This is a genomic window from Cellulomonas sp. WB94, assembly GCF_003115775.1.
Lineage (GTDB): Bacteria > Actinomycetota > Actinomycetes > Actinomycetales > Cellulomonadaceae > Cellulomonas_A.
In genome coordinates this window covers 1,672,461-1,694,403 of record NZ_QEES01000002.1, presented here as the reverse complement: position 1 = coordinate 1,694,403, position 21,943 = coordinate 1,672,461, and the positions used below count along the sequence as shown (strand labels likewise).

The window sequence follows — 21,943 nt, the reverse complement described above, 5'->3', positions numbered from 1 at the left end:
CCGGAGGTTTTCGTGGCCGACCAGCCGACACCGTCCATCGTCGCCAAGATCGCCGGCGCGGTCGTCGCGATCGCCGCCGCCTGGGCCGTCCAGAAGGCCGTCAACGCCTCGTGGAAGGCTGCGAGCGGGCACAAGCCGCCGAAGGCCGACGACCAGGGCGATGCCGGTCTGGCCGAGGTGGTCGCCGCGGCGGCGATCACCGGGGCGCTCGTCGCGCTGTCCCGCGTGCTGACGATGCGGGGCACGGCGCGGTTCAGTGCACGCATCGACGAGGGCCGGCGCTCGGCCGCTGCCTGACCCGCTCGGACCCGCTCGCGGGCGGGCACGGCGCGCGTCCCGCGTCCCGCGTCAGTCCCGGGGCTGCTCCTGGGCCCGGCGCAGGTCCTCGGTGAGCTCGTCGACCACGAGCAGGTCTCCGCGGACCTTCCCCGTCCGGTAGCCCGCGCGGCCGACCATGTGCGCGGCGACCGGCGCGGTGAGCATCTGGAAGAGCACCACGAGCAGGAGCGCCCACACGGCCGACCCGGAGCGCAGCCGGAGCGCGAGCCCGGTCAGGACGAGCATGAGGCCGAGCACCTGCGGCTTGGTCCCGGCGTGCATGCGTGCGAGCAGGTCGGGGAAGCGCAACACGCCGACCCCGGCGGCGAACGCGAGGAACACCCCGCCGAGCAGGCACACGGCCGCCGCCACGTCGGCGATCTGGTCCCAGGGGATGCTCATCGGACGTCTCCTGTCGCGTCGTCGGGCTGGGGCGGGGCAGGCGGTGCGGGCAGTGCAGGCTCTGCGGGCTCTCCCGGTCGCGGGTGCGCGGCCGCCTCGGCGAGCTCCTCGAGGCGCAGCGCCTCGGCGCTGTCGGCCGCGACCTCCTCGGGGGTCCGCACACGACCCTCGCCCTCGGGCTCGACCGAGGCGAACCGCGCGATGGTCACCGACCCGACGAAGCCCACGAGCGAGAGCACGACGAGGATCGGCACGATGTCGGTGCGCCGCTCGACCGCCGCGAACAGCGCCCCCGCCGCGGTCAGCGTGGTCACGACGATGTCGAGCGCGACGGTCCGGTCGAGCATCGAGGGACCACGTTCGGCGCGGATGACCGCGCACACGGCACCGACGGCCAGGAGGACCCCGCACACCACGATGACGACGGTCATGCGCCCACCTCCGAGCCGCGCCGGCGCAGGCGGCGGAGGAGACCGACCGGGGTGAGCCCCGCCTCGAGCAGCTCGGGGTCGGACGCGAACGCGCGCAGCACGCGCTCCTCCTGGTCGAGCACGATCTGCCGCGCCCGCTCGATGCCGCCGACCTGCTCGACGTCGAGCACGTGCAGGTAGAGCCGACCGGTGAGGCGGTGGGCCTCGACGACGAGCGAGCCGGGCACGAGCGAGCACAGCTCGGCGGTGAGCGTGAGGTACAGGTCGGAGTGGCTGCGCAGCTGCACGGCGATGACCGCGCCGTGCGGGAGCCGGCGCGGGCGCAGCGCGAGCAGGCTGACCTGGAACGACGCGTGCACGAGGTCGACGAGGAACCGTGCGACGAGGACGAGCAGCCCGAACGGGTGGACGGTGCCCTGGAAGTCGATCGGGCTCATCCGCAGCCCGCGGGTGATGAGCAGCGAGATCGCGAGCCCGGCGAGCACGTTCGCGACGGACAGGTCGCCCCACAGCAGCACCCAGACGACGACGAGCCACAGGACGTTCGGCCACTGCGCGGAGCCCGGCCGGCGCCGCGGGGTCGGGCTCACGGGTGCACCTCGGCGAGGTCGGCGGACACGCCCTCGCCGCGCAGCCCGTCGGGCAGGACGGCGTCGATGTACGGCGTGCGCTCCTGCAGGGCGGTGGCCGCGCGCCCGGTGTACGCGTACAGCGGCCCGGCGAACACCGTCAGGGCCAGGCCGAACGCCACGAGCGCCGCCGTCGGGCCCACCATGCCGAACGGGATGCGCGTCGCGGGCAGCTCGGCCGGGGGCGTCTGCCAGAACGCCTTGTTCCACGCCTTGATGAGCGCGTACAGCGTGAGCAGCGACGTGAGCACGCTGCCGACGACGAGCGCGGTCGCGAGCGGGGTCCCGACCGCGACGCCGGCCTGCAGCAGCCCGACCTTGCCCAGGAACCCGGACATCGGCGGGACGCCGGCGAGGTTCATCGCGGGGACGAAGAACAGGATCGCGAGGACCGGCGCGAGCTTCGCGAGCCCACCCAGGCGGTCGAGCGACGTCGTCCCGCCCCAGCGCTCGATGAGCCCCGCGACGAGGAACAGCGCGGTCTGCACCGTGATGTGGTGGACGACGTAGTAGATCGACGCGGTCCAGCCCAGGTGTGTCGACAGCGCGATCCCGAAGATCATGAAACCGATGTGGCTCACGAGCGTGAACGAGAGCAGTCGCTTGATGTCGTCCTGCGCGACCGCCCCGAGGATGCCGACGACCATCGTCGCGAGCGCGGCCCACATCAGCACGTCGTCAAGGCGCCCGTCGGGGAACAGCAGGGTCTGCGTGCGGATGATCGCGTACACGCCGACCTTGGTGAGCAGCCCGGCGAACACCGCGGTCACCGGCGCGGGAGCCGTCGGGTAGGAGTCCGGGAGCCACGCCGAGAGCGGGAAGATCGCGGCCTTGATCCCGAACGCGAGCAGCAGCATGACCTGCAGCAGCAGGCGCACGTCCGGGTCGATCTGCGGCAGCCGGACCGCGAGCTGGGCGAGGTTGACCGTCCCCGTCGACGCGTAGACGAGCGCGATCGCGACGAGGAACAGCACCGAGGACAGCAGCGCGACGACGACGTAGATGCTGCCCGCGCGGATCCGCTCGCCCGTGCCGCCGAGGGTGAGGAGCACGTAGGACGCCGCGAGCAGGATCTCGAAGCCGACGTAGAGGTTGAACAGGTCGCCCGAGAGGAACGCGTTCGCGACGCCCGCCACCAGGACGAGGTACGTCGGGTGGTAGATCGACACGGGCGCGGCCTCGTCGCCGTCCGCCTCGCCCTGGGCCAGCGAGTACAGCAGGACGCACAGCGTGACCGCGCTCGACACCGTGAGCATGAGCGCGGACAGCCGGTCGGCGACGAGGTCGATGCCGACGGGCGCGGCCCATCCCCCGACGTCGATGACGAGCGGTCCCGAGTCGGTGAGCACGAGCAGGGTCGCGGACACCGCGAGCACGATCGACAGGGCGACGACGCTGATCGTGCGCTGCGCCCGCGGCTTGCGGTAGAGCGCGAGCGTCAGCCCCGCGGCAAGCAGCGGGACGACGACGGGCAGCGGGACGAGCCAGAGGGGATCGCTCACGGCGTGGCACCCCCGTCCGGCGCGACCGGTACGGGCTCGCCCGTCTCGTCGCGGGTCTCGGCCGCCTCCTCGTCGAGCGACGCCATGCTCTCCTCGGTGTCGGTGTCGAGGAAGGCCCGCTCGTCGCGGGCGGCGAGCCGGGCGATGCGTCGGTCCTCGACGTCGTCCTGGACCTCGTCGTGCCCGTGCAGCTGCCACGAGCGGTACGCCATGGCGAGCAGGAACGCGGTCATCCCCAGCGTGATGACGATCGCGGTCAGGACCATGGCCTGCGGCAGCGGGTCGCTCATGTCCTCGACGGCCGCCTGGCCCAGGATCGGTGGCCGGCCCGCTGCACCGCCCGCGACGAGGAACAGCAGGTTCGCGCCGTTGCCGAGCAGGATCACGCCGACGAGCACGCGCGACAGGCTGCGCTCGAGCAGCAGGTACACGCCCACGGTGAACAGCGCCGCGATGACGACGACCAGGACGAGGTTCGGGCTCATGTCGATCATCGGACGGCCACGTCCTCGACCTCGTCGTCGACCTCGGACCGACGGTCGAGCTCGGCGCCGAGGGTCCGCAGGATGTCGAGCACCAGGCCGACGACGACGAGGTACACCCCGACGTCGAAGAACAGCGACGTCACGAGGTGCACGGTCCCGAGCACCGGCACCGAGACGTCCACGATCCACGACTGCAGCACCGACCCGCCCGCGAGCAGCCCGACGATCCCGACCCCGACCGACATGAACAGCCCGAGGCCGAGCAGCACGCCCGGCTGGACCGGTGCGGCCTCCCCCAGCTCGTAGCGGCCACCCGCGAGGTACCGGACCGCGAGCGCGATGCCCGTCACCAGCCCGGCCGCGAACCCGCCGCCGGGGCCGTTGTGACCCGAGAACAGCAGGTACACCGAGTACACGATCATCGTGTGGAACAGCAGCCGGGTCGTGACCTCGAAGATCACCGACCGCCGGTGCGGCGCCAGGGTGCTGACAGCCCGCAGCCACTCGGCCGAGCGGGTGCTTGTGGCGCTGGGCGCCGGCTGGCCGGGCGGCCTGCGCAGCAGGGCCATCGGATCGCTGTCGGTCGCCCAGACGCGACCCCCGACGTGGGCGTCGTCGACGCGCTGGATGGCCGCGCCGCGACGCCGGAGGAACACGAGCGACGCGACGCCGGTCGCGGCCACGAGCAGGACCGAGATCTCGCCCATCGTGTCCCACGCCCGGATGTCCACGAGGGTCACGTTGACGATGTTCTTGCCGCCGCCGAACTGCAGCGCCTCCGCCGCGAAGTCGACGGACACGGGCGTGTGCACCCGGGCGCCGGGCACCACGAGAGCGAGCCCGCCGACCGTCAGCCCGACCGCGAGACCCACGGCGAGGCGCACCCACCGGCTCGCGGCGAGCGGCCGGTCGGAGAAGTACGGCGGGAGTCGGCGCAGCACGAGGACGAACACGACGAGCGTCACGGTCTCGGCGAGGACCTGCGTGAGCGCGAGGTCGGGCGCGCCGTGCAGCAGGAACAACGCGGCGACCCCGTACCCCGAGACGCCGAGCAGGATGACGGCCTTGAGGCGACGGCGCGAGCGTGCGGCGAGGATCGCGGCGGCGACGATCATGACGCCGAACACCGCCTGCGCGGGGCCGTCCCAGGCGCGCACGGGGGCCGGCAGGGACGTGGTCGCGAGCAGCGGCAGCCCGACCGCCGCGGCGAACACCACGAGGATGAGTCCGAGGTAGACGGGCAGCGAGCCGCGCTGCGTGAACGCGGTGACGTCACCGGCCACGTCGTCGAGGCGGCGCATCATCCGGCGGTAGATGCGGTCGGCGTCGGGCGCGCGGGACACCGCGGCCTGGAGCCGCTCGATGGGCCGCCGCCCCCAGAACGCCGCGAGGCCCGCCGTCAGGACCAGCAGCGTGAGCAGGAGCGTCGGCGTCACGCCCGCCCAGAGCGTGAGGTGGCCGGGCTCGCCGGGGTACGCGTCGGCGTGCGGCTCGAGCAGGTTCTGGCCGACGCCGGGCAGCAGGGCGACGACCACCCCGAGGACCGCGAGGGCCAGGGGCGGTCCGAGCAGCACGGGCGAGGGGCGCGAGATGGTCGCGGGCTCGGCGGGGACCTCGCGCTCGACCGGGCGCGGGCCGGCGACGGCGGCTCGGACGCCTCCGACGACCGCGCTCTCGACGACGTCGGCGACCGGCGCGTGGATGACGCTCGCCTTGGTCGCGAACGCGCCCCAGAGCAGCCGCAGCCCGTACGCAACCGTGAGCACCGAGCCGACGACGACGGACGCGAGGACGGTCGTGGAGACCCAGGGCCCCCCGATGAGCTGGGCGTGCGCGATCGCCTCGAGCGCGGCCTCCTTCGCGACGTACCCGGCGAACGGCGGCAGCCCGATCATCGAGGCCACCGCGAGCGCGGCGACCGTCGCGGTCACGGGCAGCGCACGCCCGACGCCCGACAGCCGGCGCAGGTCACGCGTCCCCGTCGCGGCGTCGACCACGCCGACGACGAGGAACAGCGCCGCCTTGAACATCGCGTGCGCGCCGAGCAGCGCGAGCCCCGCGAGGGCCGCGGCGCGGGTGCCGAGGCCGACGAGCAGGACGAGCAGGCCCAGCTGGCTGACCGTCCCGAACGCGAGGACGAGCTTGAGGTCGTGCTGGCGCAGGGCGCGGTACCCGCCGAGGAGCATCGTCCCGCAGCCGAGCGTGAGCACGATGACCTGCCAGACGGCGAGGTCCGCGTACGCGGGCGCGAACCGCGCGACGAGGTACACGCCGGCCTTGACCATCGCGGCGGCGTGCAGGTACGCGCTCACAGGTGTCGGCGCCGCCATCGCCGCGGGCAGCCAGAAGTGCAGCGGGATGAGCGCCGACTTGGTCGCCGCGCCGACGAGCAGGCACACGACCCCGGCGGTGACCGCGGGCCCGTGCGGGGGGTTCGCGAGGGTCGCGGAGAGGCTGTGCGTCCCGGCGGCATGCCCGATGAGGATGATCCCGACGAGCATCGTCAGCCCGCCGGCCGTGGTGATGACGATCGCCTGCATGGACGCACGCCGGGCGACCTTGCGGTCGTTGTAGTGGCCGATCAGCAGGTACGACAGGACCGTCGTGAGCTCCCAGAACACGAACAGCAGGAGCGTGTCGTCGGCCGTGACGAGCCCGAGCATCGCACCCGCGAACGCCACGAGCACGCCGCCGAACCGGCCCAGCCCGGTCGCGCTCACCGAGAAGTACGCCGCGCAGTAGACCAGGACGAGCGCACCGATCGCCCCGACGAGCAGGGTCATGAGCCACGACAGGGTGTCGAGCCGGAACGCGAGCTCGAGGCCGAGCGTGGGGATCCACTCGACGACCTCGACGGGCCCGCGGCCTGCGGCGACGTGGCTCGTGTGCGCGAGCGCCCAGGCTGCCGCCGACGCGGGTGCGAGCGCGAGGACCCAGAACGCCTTGCGGCCGAGCCGGCCGACCAGGACCGGTGCACACAGCGCTGCCGCCAGGTGCACGGCGAGCAGCAGCAGCAACTCCGGCTCCGTCCTGTGGTGGGCGGGTGGTCGGTCGGTCGGTCGACCCGGCCCTAGACGAGAGGGGCGAGTGTGGTGTTGTCAGGGTGCACGAACGCCCGGTCGGCGGTCGTGGGGTACCCGGTGCACGACGACGCACGGTCGCCAGGTCGAGCCTCCGGGGACGTCCTCCAGGGTACCAAGTCCCGGATGCCGGGTGAGGACTCAGCGGGACGTCACCATGAGAGCAGCCAGCACCGCGGCGCGCGCACCCTCGCGCAGGATCGCCCGCGCGTGGTCCGCCACCTCGCGGACCAGCTCCTCGGCCTCGGCCGGGTCCAGCCCGGCGCCGAGGTCGCGCCGGGCCACCGCACCCCGGACCCAGCCGTCCAGGTCGCCGAGGTCGAAGCTCTCGCGCAGCAGCGTGAGGGTCTCGGCGTCGTCCACCGGGGTGAAGCCCTCCACCCCGACGGCTTCCGCCTGCAGGAGGAGCACCGCCGCGAGCGAGACGGCGGTCAGGGGTGCGGGCCGGCCCGCGTGGACCTGGTCGACGTAGACGGGCAGGTTGCGGGCGCGCCACTTGGGAACGGCGTTCAGGGCGATGTCAGCCAGGCAGTGGTGCAGGTAGGGGTTGGTGAAGCGCTCGAGGATCCGGGCCGCGAACGCGCGGAGCTCGGCCGGGTCACCGTCGATCGTCGCCAGCACCTCCTCGCCGACCAGCCGCTCGACGTAGTCGCGGATCTCGGGGTCGGCGAAGGCCTCGCCCACGCTCTCGAACCCGCACTCCAGACCGATCGCGCTCAAGGCTGTGTGTGCGCCGTTGAGGACGCGCACCTTCTGCGCGCGGAACGGCCGGATGTCGTCCATGAACCGCACGTCGAGGCCGGCCCGGTCCAGCGGGAGCACGTCGCGGATGCGGTCGTCGCCGCCGATGGCCCAGACGTGGAAGTACTCGCCCTTGACCACCAGGCGGTCGGCGAACCCGATCTCCGCCTGGATCGCGTCGATGTCGTCGCGGGGGAAGCCGGGAACGATGCGGTCGACGAGGGTGTCGTAGAAGCTGCACGCCTCCTGCACCCAGGTGATGAAGTCCGCGCCCAGGCCCGCAGCCTCCGCATGCTGCAGCACGAACCGGCGCAGCGTCGAGCCGTTGTCCTCGATCAGCTCGCAGGCCACGATCGCCAGGCCCTTGTCCGCCGCCCCGTCGAAGTGACGGAAGCGGTCGAGCAGCAGCGCGGTGACCTTCGCGGGGAACGACACCGGCGGGGTGGCGGCGAGGTCGTCGCCCGGCACGTAGACGATGCCGGCCTCGGTCGTGTTGGACACGATGAGCTTCAGGTCGGCACCCCGACACAGAGCGCGGTACCGCTCGAACTCGGTGTGGGCTGCGACGACCTCCTGCACGCACTCGACGAGCGTCACCTCGCGGATCGGGGCGCCGTCCTTGACGCCCTCGAGGTACACGTGGAAGAGGCCGTCCTGCTGCCGGAGCAGCTCGAACGCCGGGTCCGGGGCAGCGGTCGCGTGGACCACGGCGACGCCGGCGTCCATGACTCCCGCGTCGTTCGCCGCCTGGACCATCCAGTCGACGAACCCGCGCAGGAAGTTCCCGCCGCCGAACTGCAGGATGCTCACGGGACGCGCGGTCCGGGAGACGGTGGTGCTGTCGAGCGGCTGCATGGCGGCCTTCCTCGTCGGTGCGGGTCTCCCCTGGGGAGCGGTGTCGGTGGGAACGGGGGCGGGAGCGGGTGCGGGGGTCACGTCACGACCCCGAGCTGCCACGGCACGAACTCGTCCTGGCCGAGGCCCAGCTCCTCGCTCGCGGTCTGCTCACCCGACGCGACCGCGATGAGCCGCTCGAAGATCTCCTGGCCGACCTGCGCGACGGTGGCGTCACCGTCGACGATCCGACCGGCGTTGAGGTCCATGTCGTCGCGCATCCGCGTGTACATCTCGGTGTTCGTGGCGACCTTGAGGGTCGGCGCGGGCCTCGTGCCCAGCACGGAGCCACGGCCGGTGGTGAAGCAGACGACTGTCGCGCCGCCCGCGACGAGACCTGTCACCGAGACCGGGTCGTACCCGGGGGTGTCCATGAACCCCATGCCACGGACCGTCATCGGCTCGGCGTACTGGTACACCGCCGACAGGTCGGCGTGCCCCGCCTTGGCTACGGCGCCCAGCGACTTCTCCAGGATCGTCGTGAGGCCGCCTGCCTTGTTTCCGGGTGAGGGGTTGTTGTCCAGGCTGCCGCCGCCCGCCTCCGCGTACGACTTCCACCAGTCGATGCGCTCGAGGAGCGCTCGCGCGACGGTGCCGTCGACCGCACGCCGCGTGAGCAGGTGCTCCGCGCCGTAGATCTCCGGGGTCTCGGCCAGCACCGAGGTGCCGCCGGCGGCGACGAGCAGGTCCGAGGCGTACCCGAGGGCGGGGTTGGCCGTGATGCCGGAGTACCCGTCGGAGCCTCCGCAGTTGAGACCCAGGACGAGCTCCGAGACCGGAGCCGGCTCGCGGCGCCGCTGGTCGAGCAGCGGGAGCATCGCCTCGATGGCCGCGACCCCACGCGCGACGGTGGCGCGGATGCCGCCCTCGTCCTGGATGGTCAGCGACTCGACGATGGTGTCCGAGCGGACGGGGAGGGTGTCGACGATGGACTGCACCTGGACCATCTCGCAGCCGAGCCCCAGCACGAGCAGCCCCCCGAAGTTGGGGTGCCGCGCGTACCCGTGCAGGGTGCGCTGCAGCACGCCGCCGCCGGTCGAGGCCGGGATGAGGCCGCAGCCGCTCTGGTGGGTCAGCGCCATGACGCCGTCGACGTGCGGGTAGGCCGCCAGCAGCGGGGTGACGCGGTCGGCGATCATCCGGGCGGTCGACGCCGAGCAGTTCACCGAGGTGAGGATGCCGACGTAGTTCCGGGTGCCCACCGACCCGTCCGCCCGGCGGTAGCCCTGGAAGGTCCGTGCGGGGCCGACGGGAGGCGCCAGCTCGGTGTGCACGGTGGCGATCTCGTGCGTCGCGGAGCCCTCGTCCATGCCCAGGTTGTGGACGTGGACGTGGTCGCCGGCCGTGATGTCGACCGAGGCGCGACCGATCGACTGGCCGTACTTGTGCACGCGCCCACCGGCAGCCACGTCCCGCACCGCGAGCTTGTGGCCGCGCGGCACGTCGGCGCGGACCGCCAGCGGGCCGTCGGGCGTCGCCAGCACGGTGCCGACCGGGAGGTCGCGGATGGCCACGACGACCTCGTCGGCATCGGCCAGGCGCAGGGTCCAGCTGTCCAGCGACGCCTCTGACATGGTGCTCTCCTCGGTCATGAGTTCACGCCGGGCTCGTCGGCCACGGCACGGCCGGCCTCGCGCTCACGCGTCTCGGCCACCATCTCGACGATGCGCTTGTCGGTGAGGGGGTACAGGAAGAAGATGACCGCGCCGGCCACGGCGAGGGCGAGCGCGGGGTACAGCGTCTGCAGGCCCTTGATGCCCTGCAGGATCCCGCCGACCTCGCCGGCCATCGCGGGGTTCGTGTTGAAGTGGGCGACGTAGCCGATGTGCGCGAGACCGAACCCGGCCACCCCACCGGCCACCGCCTGCGCGATCTTGCGGCTGAAGTTGAACGCCGAGTACGTGATGCCCTCGCGGCGGACGCCCGTGCGCCAGTGCCCGTAGTCGATGACGTCCGAGACCAGCGCCCACGTGATGCCGTTCGGCAGCGCGATCCCGATGAACGAGATGCTGTAGAGGATCGTGAACGTGACCGTGTGGGTCGGCAGCAGGTAGTTGAGCAGGTCGGCCGCCGCCGCCAGCGCAAACCCGAAGAAGGCGACGCTCTTCTTGCTGAACCGCTTGACCAGGAACGGGATCGCCAGGATCGCCAGGATCGAGGCGCCGATGCCGAAGAAGTTGACGATCGCGAGCAGGTTCTGGTTGTGCAGGTTGTAGTCGGTGAAGTAGACGATCATCGCCGGCTTGATGTTGTAGGCCGAGATCGAGAAGACCGTCATGAGGATGAGGACGAGCAGCGCGCGGTTCTGCGCGATGGTCCGGATGAACACCAGCGGCGTGATCCGCTCGGTGCTCCGGACGACGGGGACGATCTCCTTGGTGCCCTTGAAGGTCGCGTAGAACCCGAGCACCCCGACGACGGCCATCGCGGCTGCAGCGCCCGCGAACCCGACCCGGTCGTTGTGGAAGGCCGCGACGATCGGCATGAACGCGATGCCGGTGATGAGCAGCGCCGAGACGGACCCTGCCTGGCGGAACGAGGCGAGCTGCGCCCGCTGCGCGGGGTTCTGGGTCATCACCGAGGCGAGCGACCCGTAGGGCACGTTGGTGAACGAGTACAGCAGGCCCCACGCCATGTAGGAGCCGTACGCGTAGACCAGGTTGACCCCGTGGCTGGCGCCGGGGGTGAGGAACGTGACGACGGTGAGGATGCCCAGCGCGATCGCCGAGTACATCATCACGGGCTTGAACCGGCCGTGCCTGCCGCCACCCTTGCGGCGGTCCACGAAGATCCCGGCGAGCGGGTCCATGAAGGCGTCGAAGAGCTTGGTGAAGACGAAGACGCCCGCGGCGGCGGCCGGCGGTATGCCCGCGACGTCCGTGTAGAACTTCAGGAGGTACGCCTGGCCGAGGTCGAACATGAAGCCGTTGCCCATGTCGCCGAGGCCGTAGGCGATCTTGGAGCGTAGGGAGAGCTTGGTCTGCAGGCCGGCCAACGTGGTGGTCCGGGGCGGCGCTGCCTCTGCTGCGGTGGTCATCGGGTGTCCTCAGGGTGTGAGAGGGCGGACGGTGTGGTCAGGCCTGGTCGCGCGCCGCGTAGGCGAGCTTCGGCAGGTGGTACGCGAGGTCGGCGGCCGTCTCGACCGCCTCGTCGACCCGCAGCCGGTGCTCCAGCACCAGACGGGCCAGGAACCCGGCGTCGACCCGTCGGGACAGGTCGTGCCGGGCGGGGATCGAGGCGTACGCCCGGGTGTCGTCGACGAACCCGGAGGTGTTGTAGAAGCCGGCCGTCTCGGTGGCCGACTCCCGGAAGCGGCGCATGCCCTCCGGCGAGTCGAGGAACCACCACGGTGCCCCGAGGCGCAGGGACGGGTAGGCGCCGGCGAGCGGTGCGAGCTCGCGGCTGTACACCGTCTCGTCGACGGTGAAGAGGATCGCCCGGAACCCAGGATGGGTGCCGAACACCTGGAGGAGGGGACGGAGCGCCCGGGTGTACTCGGTCGCGACGGGGATGTCGAAGCCCTTGTCCTGGCCGTGCGCGGCGAGCACCGCGTCGTTGTGGTCGCGCAGGACCCCGGGGTGGATCTGCATCACCAGCCCGTCCTCGACCGCCATCGCGGCCATCTGGAAGAGCATGTGCGCCGCGAACGCGTGCACCTGGGCAGGGCTCACCGGCTCGCCGCGCAGGGCGCTCACGTACAGCTCCGCGGCCACGGTGTCGCTGAGCGGCGTGGTGTCCGCGCTGAGGTGGCCATGGTCGCTCGCCAGGGCACCGGCGGCGACGAACGCTGCCCGACGCTGCCGCAGCGCGGCGAGGTACCCGGCGTAGGTACCGGTGTCGATCCCGGCCACCTCGGCGAGCTCGGCGATGTCGGCCCGCCACGTCGGGCGGTCCAGGTGCACGATCGCGTCGGGACGGAACGTCGGGATCACGCGGGCCCCGAGGCCCTCCGCGGCGAGACGTGCGTGGTGCTCGAGCCGGCTGGTCGCGGCGTCGGTGGTGGAGATGAGCTCGATGCGGAACTGGTCCAGGAGCTCGCGCGGGCGGAAGTCCGGCTGAGCGATCCGGTGGGAGATCCGGTCGAAGATCGCGTCGGCGGTCTCGGCGCTCGGCTCCACGTCGACACCGAAGACCTCGACGAGCTCGTGCTCGAGCCAGTACCTCGACGGGGTCCCGCGGTAGAGCTTCCAGCTGGAGCAGAAGCGGCGGAAGATCTCCCGCGAGTCGGTCTCGACCGGGCCGCCGTCGACGCGCGGGACGCCGAGGGACTCGGGCGTCATGCCCTGCGACACCATCATCCGGGTCACGTAGTGGTCGGGGACGACCAGCAGCTGGGCGGGGTCGGCGAAGGCGCGGTTCTCCGCGAACGCCTCCACCTCGACGTGCCCGTGCATGCAGATGAGCGGGAGGGTCGCGGTGTGGCTGTAGATCTCCCGCGCGATCTCGCGCTGGCGCGGGTCGAGAGGCAGTGCGCGGTCCGGGTGGAGCGCGAGGCGGGCCGGGGCCGTCGTGACGGTGGAGACCATGGGGACGTCCTTTGTCCGTGTGATCGAGTGCGAATGCACACGTGTGCAGCCTCCTGCACTCGGGGCGATGCCGCCCGGGACCTTGGTCCAGAGTGGCCCAGAAGGCCAGGCCGGATGCCCAAGATCAGTTTGGCGATCTGCGCTGTGACGACGTTTGCATGGCCGATCTGACCCTAGGATGGCGTCGAACCCAGGCAGTCCGGCGCCGCGAGCACGAGGAGACCCCACCGGTGGCAGCATCGATCCGCGACGTCGCGGAGCAGGCCGGTGTGTCAGCCTCGACCGTCTCCCGCGCGTTCTCGAGACCCGAGAAGGTCGATGCCGTGACCCTGCGGCGGGTGCTGGCGCTCGCCGAGCAGATCGGCTACCAGCCGAGCGGCGCGGCACGTTCGCTGAAGACCGGCCGCACCGGCGCGCTCGGGATCATGGTCCCCGACCTGTCGAACCCGTTCTTCCCCGACATCGTCCAGGGCGCCCAGCACCGGGCTCGGGCGCACGGGTATGCCGTGCTGCTCGTGGACAGCGGCGAGGACCCCGCCCTCGAGCTGTCGCTGGTGCGCAGCCTGGCCCGGAACGTCGACGCGCTCGTCCTGTGCTCACCGCGGATGACCGACGCCGAGCTGGACGAGGCCGCCCTGCTCCGCCCGCTCGTCCTGGTCAACCGCGACGCCACGGGGGCGGCGGCCGCCACCGCTCCGGTGACCATCGACAACGCCGGTGGCGTCCGGCAGGCCGTGCGTCACCTCCACGCGCTGGGCCACACCCGCATCGGGTACGTCTCAGGCACCACGGCCAGCAGGTCGTACCAGGAGCGGCTCGCGGCGTTCGTCGCCGAGACGTCGGCGGCCGGGATCCGCGGAGCCCTCATCGGCGACTACCCGCCCACGGTCGACGGCGGCGCGGCGGCCGCGGACGACGCGCTCCTCGCGGACGTCACCGCCGTGCTCGTCTACAACGACATCATGGCCGCCGGGCTGATCGGTCGGCTCTCGCGCCTCGGCGTCGAGCTGCCGGCCCGGCTGAGCATCGTCGGGTTCGACGGCATCTCCCTGTCCGCCCTGGTCACCCCGGCCCTCACCACCGTGCGAATCCCCCTCGCGCTCGCCGGCACCGTCGCGGTGGACCGCCTCCACGCGCACCTCGTCGGCGCACCCACAGACGACCGGCCTCCGGCGCCGTTGCCGACCTCGCTGATCGTCCGGGCGAGCACGGCGGCCCTCGCCCGCGGCTGAGTCGGGCCGGGCCCACCTGCGGTCGGTCGCACCGGCTACCGTTGCCGCGTGACAGCGCTCCAGATCGCCTGCCTGGCCCTCGTGGTCGTCTCGACCGTCGTGGGCGTCGCCGTGTTCACGCGCGGCGTCATCGCGATCGTCCGGACCCTGCAGATCGGCGCGCCGGCCCCGGAGCGCTGGCGGCCGTTCGGTCCGCGGCTGTGGCTCGTCGTGCGCGAGCTGATCGGGCACGGGCGGTTCCAGCACCGGCCCGCCATCCGGGTCGCGCACTGGTCGGTGATGGTGTCGTTCCCGATCCTCTTCCTCACCCTCGTCAGCGGGTACGGGCAGGTCGCTGACCCCGCCTACTCGCTGCCGGTCCTCGGGCACCTGCCGCCGGTCGAGTGGGTCACGGAGGGCATCGCGTGGCTGTCGTTCGCCGGGATCGTGGCGCTCATCCGGGTCCGGCTCACGCGTCAGCCGCGCGCGAAGGCTCCCGAGCCGGCGCGCCGGGCGTCGCGGTTCTTCGGCTCGAACGCCGGTCAGGCGTACTTCGTCGAGGCCACCGTGGTGCTCGTCGTCCTCGCTGTCCTGGTGCTGCGGGGGCTCGAGTACGCGCTCGCGGCGCAGGACCCCGCGACCTCGCACCTGGCGACCATGTGGCACTTCCCGCTGACCGCCTGGTACGGCTCGGTGTGGGCCTCGGCTCCGCACGCCACGCTCGAGACCGCCGTCGTGCTCGCGGCGACCGTGAAGATCCTCGTGTCGATGTCGTGGTTCGTCGTCGTCGGGCTCCAGCCCACGATGGGCGTCGCGTGGCACCGGTTCCTCGCCGTCGTCAACGTCTACGCGCAGCGCTCACCGCGCGGTGAGGTCGCGCTGGGGCCGCTGCAGCCGGTCCTCGTCGGCGGCGCGCCGCTCGACCTGGCCACGATCGAGGCCCTGCCCGACGACGCGCGCCTCGGCGTGCGTGCCATCGAGGACTTCACGTGGAAGGGGCTGCTCGACTTCTCGACGTGCACGGAGTGCGGGCGCTGCCAGGAGCAGTGCCCCGCATGGGCGACCGGCAAGCCGCTGTCCCCGAAGCTGCTCACGCTCGCGCTGCGGGACCATGCCGCTGCGACGGCTCCGTACCTGCAGGCGGCTCGGGCCGCGGGCGGCGCGACCACGACGCTCGACCCGATGGTCGACGACTCGCATGCGAACATCGACCTCGTCGCCTCGGGCGTCATCGACCCCGACGTCCTGTGGGCCTGCACGATGTGCGGCGCATGCGTCCAGCAGTGCCCCGTCGACATCGAGCACGTCGACGCGATCGTCGACATGCGCCGCTACCAGGTGCTCATGGAGTCGGCGTTCCCCAAGGAGCTCGGCGGCACGTTCACCAAGCTCGAGCGTCAGGGCAACCCGTGGGGCCTGCCCGCGCGCGCCCGGCTCGACTGGGCCAAGGGCCTGCCCTTCGACGTGCCCGTGATCGGCGCCGACGTCGAGTCCGCCGCGGACGTGGACTACCTGTTCTGGGTCGGCTGCGCGGGCGCCTACGAGGACCGCGCCAAGAAGACGACCCGCGCGGTTGCCGAGCTGCTGCACACCGCGGGCGTCTCGTTCGCGGTGCTGGGCGACGGGGAGTCCTGCACCGGCGACCCCGCCCGGCGCGCGGGCAACGAGGTCCTGTTCCAGATGCTCGCGGCGGGCAACGTCGAGACGCTCAACGAGGTCGGGGCGACGACGATCGTCGTGACCTGCGCGCACTGCTTCAACACGATCGCCCGCGAGTACCCGCAGCTCGGCGGCCGCTACGACGTCGTCCACCACACCGAGCTGCTCAACCGCCTCGTCGTCGAGGGCCGGCTCACCCCCGTGGCCCCGCCGGTGGCCGACGGCGAAGCCGCCCAGCGCGTGACGTATCACGATCCGTGCTACATCGGTCGCCACAACCAGGTCTACGAGCCCCCGCGCGAGCTGCTCGGCGCCCTGCCCGGCCTCGAGCTCGCCGAGATGCCCCGCAACCGCGACCGCTCCTTCTGCTGCGGGGCCGGCGGCGCCCGCATGTGGATGGAGGAGACGATCGGCACCCGCATCAACGCGAACCGCGCCGACGAGGCCATCGCGACCGGCGCGGACGTCATCGCGACGGCGTGCCCGTTCTGCACGGTGATGCTCTCCGACGGGGTCGCCGCGCACACGGGCGCCGCCGGGGCGCCGGGAGCCGAGGGCGGTGCACCGGTGCGCGTCGGGGTGCCCGAGGTCGTCGACATCTCGCTGCTGCTGCTCGACCGTGTCCGGGCCTCGGCCGAACCTGGGGGGCTCTGAGTGCTGGCGGGACTCCTCGGGGTCGCCGTCGGCATCGCGATCGGCTGGTACCTGACCGGCAGAGCGGCGCCGACCACCCGGTCGCGGTTGGCCCTCGTCGTGCTCATGCTCGTGGCAGCAGGCGTCACCGTGCTTGGTGACGGCGACCTGGAACGAGCCGCCGCGGGCGCGGGTGGTGGCCTCACCGGCGCGCTCCTGACCGATGCCGTGCGCAGCTCCGCCCCGCGCCGACGGCGAGCTGCGCAGGACCGCCCCGTCGGCACTCCGTGAGCGGGGACGTTCGCGACCGGTGAGGTAGGCCGCCCGCTCAGCTGACCGGAGGCGTCGCGGTCGCCGCCGACCGGTGGTCCCGCTTGACCACGTACATCGCGGCATCGGCAGCGGCGACAGCAGCCGCGGCGTCGCGCTCCGGCTCGGCGACCGCCGAGCCGATGCTGGCCCCGCACAGGAGCGTGAGGCCGCCGACCATGATCGGTTCGGCCGTGAGCTGGTCGAGGCGGCAGGCGATGAGGCCGGCCTGGTCCGGGGGGCACTCCTGGACGACGACGAACTCGTCGCCGCCGACCCGGGCGATGACGTCGGCGTCGCGCACCGCGTCCTGCAGGCGCCCACCGACCTCTTCGAGGACCGCGTCGCCGACCGCGTGGCCGTAGTCGTCGTTGATCGCCTTGAACCCGTCGAGGTCGAGGTAGGAGACGACCAGGCTCGCCCCGGACCGGCGGGTCCGCGCCAGGGCGGCGGTGAGCAGCTCGTCCAGCAGGCGCCGGTTCGCGAGGCCCGTCAGAGGGTCACGCAGCGCCAGCCCCCGGTAGGTCTTCTCGCTGGCAGCGAGTCGGAGCTCGGCGTCCCGACGCTCGGTCACGTCGCGACCCACGGCCAGGATGTGCGGACCATCGGGCCCCGGCAGGTAGCGGTCGGTCCACTCGGTCCACCGGTCCGCACCGGTGCGGGTGATGTGGTCCTGAAGGAAGTCGGTCTCCGGCCCGAGCCGCGCGAGCTGGTGCACCAGGCCGTCCCGTTCACCGGACGAGAGCAGCGTGTCGAGCGGCCGTCCGACGAAGTCGTCGGGCTCACCACCGTTGGCCAGGGCCCACGCCCTGTTGCAGTAGACGACGACCTGATCGGCGAACCGGTACCAGACGATGCGCTCGGTGAGGAGGTCGAGGACCTCAGCGAGCGGCGCTGTGCCCGTGCCGCCGTATGCGGTCATCGGGGCCTCCCGTCAGCTCACTCGACCACGTCGCCTGTCGCGGCTGACGTTCGCGTGCCCATCGGCACCCTGGCGACCATCGCAATGGGTTGAAGGTCCCACAACAGCAGCCGACTGCGCCGAGGCGAGTCGGATCCGGTCCCCCTGCACGTCAGGTGCCGTTTCGCCGCTGCGCTCGGCGAGCGGGTGAAGTTCTCCTGGGCGCGTACGGGGACGTGCTGCGGGACGGCACCGTCATCCACGACGCCCGGCCGACTCGCCCCTCGTGGTCGGCGGACGGCCAGGGGCCGCCAGACCCGTCGGGTCCGGGACGGGTCCGGACCCCACGCGTCCGCGGGGTCGCCCGGAGGTCGCACCGAGCAGGAACAGCAGGCCGACGAGGATCAGCGGCAGGGCCACGACCCCGGAGGACCCACCGAGGTGGAGGCCACCACCGGCGCCGCGCACCACGCGCGCGACGATCTCGACGACGGGCGCTATCCCCGCGGCGACGAGCAGCCAGCCACCCGCTCGCGCGCTGCGCAGGCCCAGGAACGCCAACGGCACCGCGATCACGAGAGCCGCGATCGCCACGACGGGTCCCGGGCTACCCGCGACAGCCTCCGCGCCGCGCGGGATGACGGTGACCATCGCGTCGACCACGGCGAACACCAGGAGCAGGGCGACTGCCGCCCCCATCAGGGTCGGTGCCAGCCGGGGTAGCCGCACGGCGACCATGCTCAGGACGACGACCGCGACGACGACGGAGAGGCTGATCGAGATGCCTGCGGCCCCGCCCGGGTCGGTGAGCAGCTCACCGACGACCCACACGATGGCGAAGGCCCCGTAGATCATCATCAGGACGAAGGCGGCTCGAACCATGACCGGAGCGTCGGACCACATGGCAACCACGACCTCGAGGCCTCACGCACCCGGACCTCGTCGGCCGGATGGTGGACGTGCGGCCTTGGTCCCGATTGTCCTCTTCGCGGGCGCGGAGCGCCGGGTGAGCGGCGCCGGTGCCCCGAGCCGTCACTTGGCCTGGTCGTAGCTGTCCACGACCGAGACGTCGAGGGCGAAGTCGACCGGAGAGTCACCGAACAGCAGCCGCCCGGCCTCGGCCGCAGCATCCCGGATCGCCATCGCGACCTCGTCGGCCACGTTCGCCGGGGAGTGCACCATGACCTCGTCGTGCAGGAAGAAGACGAGGTGCGGCCGGCCGTCGACGGCCAGGAGCCGACGTCGTAGCGCGGCCATCCAGCACAGCGCCCACTCGGCGGCCGTCCCCTGCACGATGAAGTTCCGGGTGAACCGTCCCCAGTCGCGCCCTCGTCGTCGCGCCGCGCGCACGTCCTCCGCTCCGGCACCCTCGCCCGACGCCGCCCGGAGCTCGGCCTGCCACGCCTCGTCGGGCACGGGCGAGGAACGCCCGAGCCAGGTCGAGACGACGTCGCCGCGCTCCCCCGCGCGTGCCGCGGCTTCGACCATGCCGACAGCGCGGGGGTACGCGCGGGTCAGGCGTGGCATCAGCACGGCGCTCGCACCGGTCGTGGCGCCGTAGATCGCGCCGAGCATCGCGTACTTGGCCTCCTGCCGGGTCTCGACGATGCCGGCGTCGACCACGCCCTGATAGAGGTCCGCCTGGCGCCCGGCGGCGGCCATCGCCCCGTCGCCGGACATCGCCGCGAGCACGCGCGGCTCGAGCTGGGCGGCGTCCGCGACGACCAGCCGCCACCCGGGATCGGCCCGGACGGCCCCGCGGATGCTCGCGGGCAGCTGCAGCGCACCGCCGCCGCTCGTCGCCCACCGCCCGGTGACCACGCCCCCGGGGACGTAGTCGGGCCGGAACCGGCCGTCGTGCACCCACGCCTCCATCCACGCCCACCCGTTGGCGCTGAGCAGGCGCGCGAGCTTCTTGTACGCGAGCAGCGGCGCGGTCACCGGATGGTCGAGCGCGCGGATCTCCCAGGTCCGGGTCGTGGCGACGTCGAGCCCCGCGGACCGCAGCGCGCGCAGCAGGTCGGGCTGGGAGTCGAGGTTGAGCGCCGGCTGGCCGAGCGCGCCGCGGACCTCGTCGGCGAGCGCCTCGAGCCGGCTCGGACGGCCGCCGCCGAGCGGTCGCTCCCCGAGCGCCCGGGTCAGGAGCTCGTCGTGGACCTCGACGCTCCACGGCATCCCGTCGTGGCGCATCTCCGCAGCGATCAGCGCGCCCGTCGACTCGGCCGCGAGCAGCAGACGCAGTCGGCCGGGCTCGAGCGACCCGTCGACCGCCGCGAGCTGGGCCTGCAGCTCGGCGAGCGCGTCGGGGCCGTCGTCGGCCGCGACCGGCTCCACGCGCGGGTCGTCGAACAGGCTGACCTCGACGGGTCGCGGGAGCCCCGGACGCGGACCGTCCCACGGCCCCGGCGGAGCGAGCGCGAGCGCCGAGTCGGCGCACCGGATGCTGCCGCGCAGGATCGCGTGGCACAGCCGCAGGTCCTGGCACCGCTCGACCCGCACCCCGGCGGCGAGCAGGGACGGGTACCAGCGGGCGGTGTCGTCCCACACCCAGCGGGGACGGGCGGCCTCGCGCCCGACGACCTCCGCCGCGAGGTCCCGCGCGGCGACCTCAACCCGGGCGAGCGGCCGCCCGTCGTCGGAGACGTCCTGCAGCGCAACCGTGCGCTCGGGGTCGCCGGAGACGAGGACGAAGGACACGGTCCATTGTCGCGGCCGGCCCCGACACTCGACGCCTCGCCCACTTCCGCCGCCCCGAGCGCGCCTCTAGCCTCGGCGGTGTGGTCACCGAACGAGAGCTGCACCTGAGTGACGGCCGGACGCTGCGGACGCACGACTCCGCGACCGACGCCACCCCCGACGCGCTCACGATCGTCTGGCACCACGGCTCACCCCAGACGGGCGCCCTGCTCCCGCCGCTGCTCAGCGCCGCGGCGGCGCGGGGCATCCGGCTCGTGTCCTCCGGGCGGCCCAGCTACGGCGGGTCGAGCCCGCTCCCCGGCCGGGACGTGGCATCCGCGGCGGGCGACGTCGCGCAGGTCGTGGACGCGCTCGGCATCGCCCGGTTCGCGACGATGGGCGCCTCCGGTGGCGGGCCGCACGCGCTGGCCTGTGCCGCGCTGCTCCCGGATCGTGTGACCGGAGTGGTGTGCCTCGCGGGCATCGCGCCGTTCACCACGGGGTTCGACTGGTTCGCCGGGATGGCCTCCGACGGGGGTCTGCGGGCCGCGGCTGCCGGCCGCGCCGCACGGGCGCGCTACGCGGAGTCCGACGAGTTCGACCCCGGCAGCTTCATCGCCGCCGACTACGCCGCGCTCGAGGGCGACTGGGCGTCGCTCGGCGCCGACTCCGTGCGCGCCGGCCAGGCCGGGCTCGACGGGCTGATCGACGACGACGTCGCGTTCGCCGCCCCGTGGGGCTTCGAGCTGTCGGCGGTCACCGCGCCCGTCCTCGTCGTCCAGGGCGGTCGGGACCGGGTCGTGCCGCCCGCGCACGGCGACTGGCTGGCGCGGCACCTCCGACGGTCCGAGCTCTGGTACCGGCCCGACGACGGGCGCGCCCGGCCGACTGACCAGCAGCGCTCGCTCGCGCTGTGACCCGCCACGCTCGCTCCGCGCGCCGGTGGCTCAAGGGCCCTCGCGGTGCTGCCGAGAGTGTCACGGTGGGGCAGACGTCGTGGGCAGCGCGGAGGCAGGCTCGGCGGACCCGCCGCGCGCTGCAGTTCACCGGCCGGCTGGACCACCGGCTCACGACACCGCCGGACGTGGACGGGCGCCCCGGGTGGGAGCTCCTGGCGCCGAGCCGGTCGCCCTACATCGCGGTGGTGACCGAGGACGGCAGCCGGTCGGAGTTCGTGGTGATCCTGGGGCCGCGCAGCCACCTGCTGGCCGTCTGCTTCGGCCCGGTGTCGGTCAAGGGCAGCCCTCAGGAGCTCGCGGCGGTCTCGATCGACGCGATCCAGGCCATGGGCGCGGCCCGCTGCACTCTCGCCCCGACCGCGTGCCGCCTGGTCGGGCTCCCGGCCGTCGGCTACACGATGACCTTCACCTCGGGGGCCGTCCTGCAGGAGTGGAAGCTCGCCCACGAGGGCTGGGTCTACGGCTTCGGCGTCCTCACGCACGACGACGAGGGCCTCGCGGCCCACCAGCTGGCCCGCGAGGCCCTCGACACGTTCCGTTGGATCCCGCCGGTCCCGCGCGCAGCGGTCCTCGGGGGCTGACCGAGA

19 protein-coding genes are annotated in these 21,943 nt (G+C 73.0%); 6 read left to right on the top strand and 13 right to left on the bottom strand.

The genetic code is table 11. The annotated features are described in order from the left end of the window. Positions 1-12: 12 nt before the first annotated feature. A complete protein-coding gene (locus DDP54_RS08945; RefSeq protein WP_109131448.1) occupies positions 13-297 on the top strand; it encodes a DUF4235 domain-containing protein in 285 nt (94 codons plus the stop codon). Positions 298-348: 51 nt separating this feature from the next. On the opposite strand, the gene mnhG is transcribed toward DDP54_RS08945, so the two are convergent. The 10 genes from mnhG to uxaC form a co-directional block, all read right to left on the bottom strand. Next, positions 349-720, bottom strand: coding sequence for a monovalent cation/H(+) antiporter subunit G (mnhG, locus tag DDP54_RS08940; RefSeq protein ID WP_109131447.1), 372 nt, complete (start codon positions 718-720; stop codon positions 349-351). After that, a complete protein-coding gene (locus tag DDP54_RS08935) occupies positions 717-1,151 on the bottom strand; it encodes a monovalent cation/H+ antiporter complex subunit F (RefSeq protein ID WP_109131446.1) in 435 nt (144 codons plus the stop codon). Before DDP54_RS08935 ends, mnhG begins: the two co-directional genes overlap by 4 nt. Next, on the bottom strand, positions 1,148-1,741 hold the full coding sequence (locus DDP54_RS08930) for a Na+/H+ antiporter subunit E (protein WP_109131445.1): 594 nt from the start codon (positions 1,739-1,741) through the stop codon (positions 1,148-1,150). The genes DDP54_RS08935 and DDP54_RS08930 overlap by 4 nt, the downstream gene beginning before the upstream one ends. Continuing rightward, on the bottom strand, positions 1,738-3,282 hold the full coding sequence (locus tag DDP54_RS08925; protein ID WP_109131444.1) for a Na+/H+ antiporter subunit D: 1,545 nt from the start codon (positions 3,280-3,282) through the stop codon (positions 1,738-1,740). The genes DDP54_RS08930 and DDP54_RS08925 overlap by 4 nt, the downstream gene beginning before the upstream one ends. After that, positions 3,279-3,776: a Na(+)/H(+) antiporter subunit C gene (locus tag DDP54_RS08920; RefSeq protein ID WP_109131443.1), complete on the bottom strand. Its 498-nt coding sequence runs from the start codon at positions 3,774-3,776 to the stop codon at positions 3,279-3,281. The genes DDP54_RS08925 and DDP54_RS08920 overlap by 4 nt, the downstream gene beginning before the upstream one ends. Next, on the bottom strand, positions 3,773-6,784 hold the full coding sequence (locus tag DDP54_RS08915) for a Na+/H+ antiporter subunit A (protein WP_109131442.1): 3,012 nt from the start codon (positions 6,782-6,784) through the stop codon (positions 3,773-3,775). The genes DDP54_RS08920 and DDP54_RS08915 overlap by 4 nt, the downstream gene beginning before the upstream one ends. A 204-nt stretch (positions 6,785-6,988) precedes the next feature. After that, the gene (locus DDP54_RS08910) at positions 6,989-8,443 is read right to left on the bottom strand and encodes a tagaturonate reductase (RefSeq protein WP_109131441.1); all 1,455 of its coding nucleotides are present in this window, start codon (positions 8,441-8,443) and stop codon (positions 6,989-6,991) included. A 77-nt stretch (positions 8,444-8,520) separates the two neighbouring features. Further along, positions 8,521-10,056, bottom strand: coding sequence for an altronate dehydratase family protein (locus tag DDP54_RS08905; RefSeq protein WP_109132464.1), 1,536 nt, complete (start codon positions 10,054-10,056; stop codon positions 8,521-8,523). A 14-nt stretch (positions 10,057-10,070) separates the two neighbouring features. Then, the gene (locus DDP54_RS08900; RefSeq protein WP_109131440.1) at positions 10,071-11,519 is read right to left on the bottom strand and encodes an MFS transporter; all 1,449 of its coding nucleotides are present in this window, start codon (positions 11,517-11,519) and stop codon (positions 10,071-10,073) included. Between the two features lie 37 nt (positions 11,520-11,556). Further along, positions 11,557-13,008, bottom strand: coding sequence for a glucuronate isomerase (uxaC, locus tag DDP54_RS08895; protein ID WP_109131439.1), 1,452 nt, complete (start codon positions 13,006-13,008; stop codon positions 11,557-11,559). 230 nt (positions 13,009-13,238) lie between these two features. Here uxaC and DDP54_RS08890 point away from each other — a divergent pair, with 230 nt between their 5' ends. From DDP54_RS08890 to DDP54_RS08880, 3 genes are read left to right on the top strand one after another with little or no spacing between them, the layout of a single operon-like run. Then, positions 13,239-14,240, top strand: a complete 1,002-nt coding sequence (locus tag DDP54_RS08890) for a LacI family DNA-binding transcriptional regulator (RefSeq protein WP_158274496.1) — start codon at positions 13,239-13,241, stop codon at positions 14,238-14,240. A 48-nt stretch (positions 14,241-14,288) separates the two neighbouring features. Beyond that, on the top strand, positions 14,289-16,532 hold the full coding sequence (locus DDP54_RS08885; RefSeq protein ID WP_109131437.1) for a (Fe-S)-binding protein: 2,244 nt from the start codon (positions 14,289-14,291) through the stop codon (positions 16,530-16,532). Then, entirely contained in the window at positions 16,533-16,802 is a 270-nt protein-coding gene (locus tag DDP54_RS08880) for a hypothetical protein (RefSeq protein WP_109131436.1), read from the top strand. Between the two features lie 37 nt (positions 16,803-16,839). Here DDP54_RS08880 and DDP54_RS08875 read toward each other — a convergent pair whose 3' ends face one another. The 3 genes from DDP54_RS08875 to DDP54_RS08865 form a co-directional block, all read right to left on the bottom strand. Then, on the bottom strand, positions 16,840-17,742 hold the full coding sequence (locus DDP54_RS08875; protein WP_109131435.1) for a GGDEF domain-containing protein: 903 nt from the start codon (positions 17,740-17,742) through the stop codon (positions 16,840-16,842). A 234-nt stretch (positions 17,743-17,976) separates the two neighbouring features. Continuing rightward, positions 17,977-18,603, bottom strand: coding sequence for a hypothetical protein (locus DDP54_RS08870; RefSeq protein ID WP_146192403.1), 627 nt, complete (start codon positions 18,601-18,603; stop codon positions 17,977-17,979). A 150-nt stretch (positions 18,604-18,753) separates the two neighbouring features. Then, positions 18,754-20,418: a bifunctional 3'-5' exonuclease/DNA polymerase gene (locus tag DDP54_RS08865; RefSeq protein ID WP_109131433.1), complete on the bottom strand. Its 1,665-nt coding sequence runs from the start codon at positions 20,416-20,418 to the stop codon at positions 18,754-18,756. A gap of 80 nt (positions 20,419-20,498) precedes the next feature. Here DDP54_RS08865 and DDP54_RS08860 point away from each other — a divergent pair, with 80 nt between their 5' ends. Continuing rightward, on the top strand, positions 20,499-21,314 hold the full coding sequence (locus tag DDP54_RS08860) for an alpha/beta hydrolase (RefSeq protein ID WP_197711352.1): 816 nt from the start codon (positions 20,499-20,501) through the stop codon (positions 21,312-21,314). Positions 21,315-21,379: 65 nt separating this feature from the next. After that, a complete protein-coding gene (locus DDP54_RS08855; RefSeq protein ID WP_146192402.1) occupies positions 21,380-21,937 on the top strand; it encodes a hypothetical protein in 558 nt (185 codons plus the stop codon). Positions 21,938-21,943: the final 6 nt, after the last annotated feature.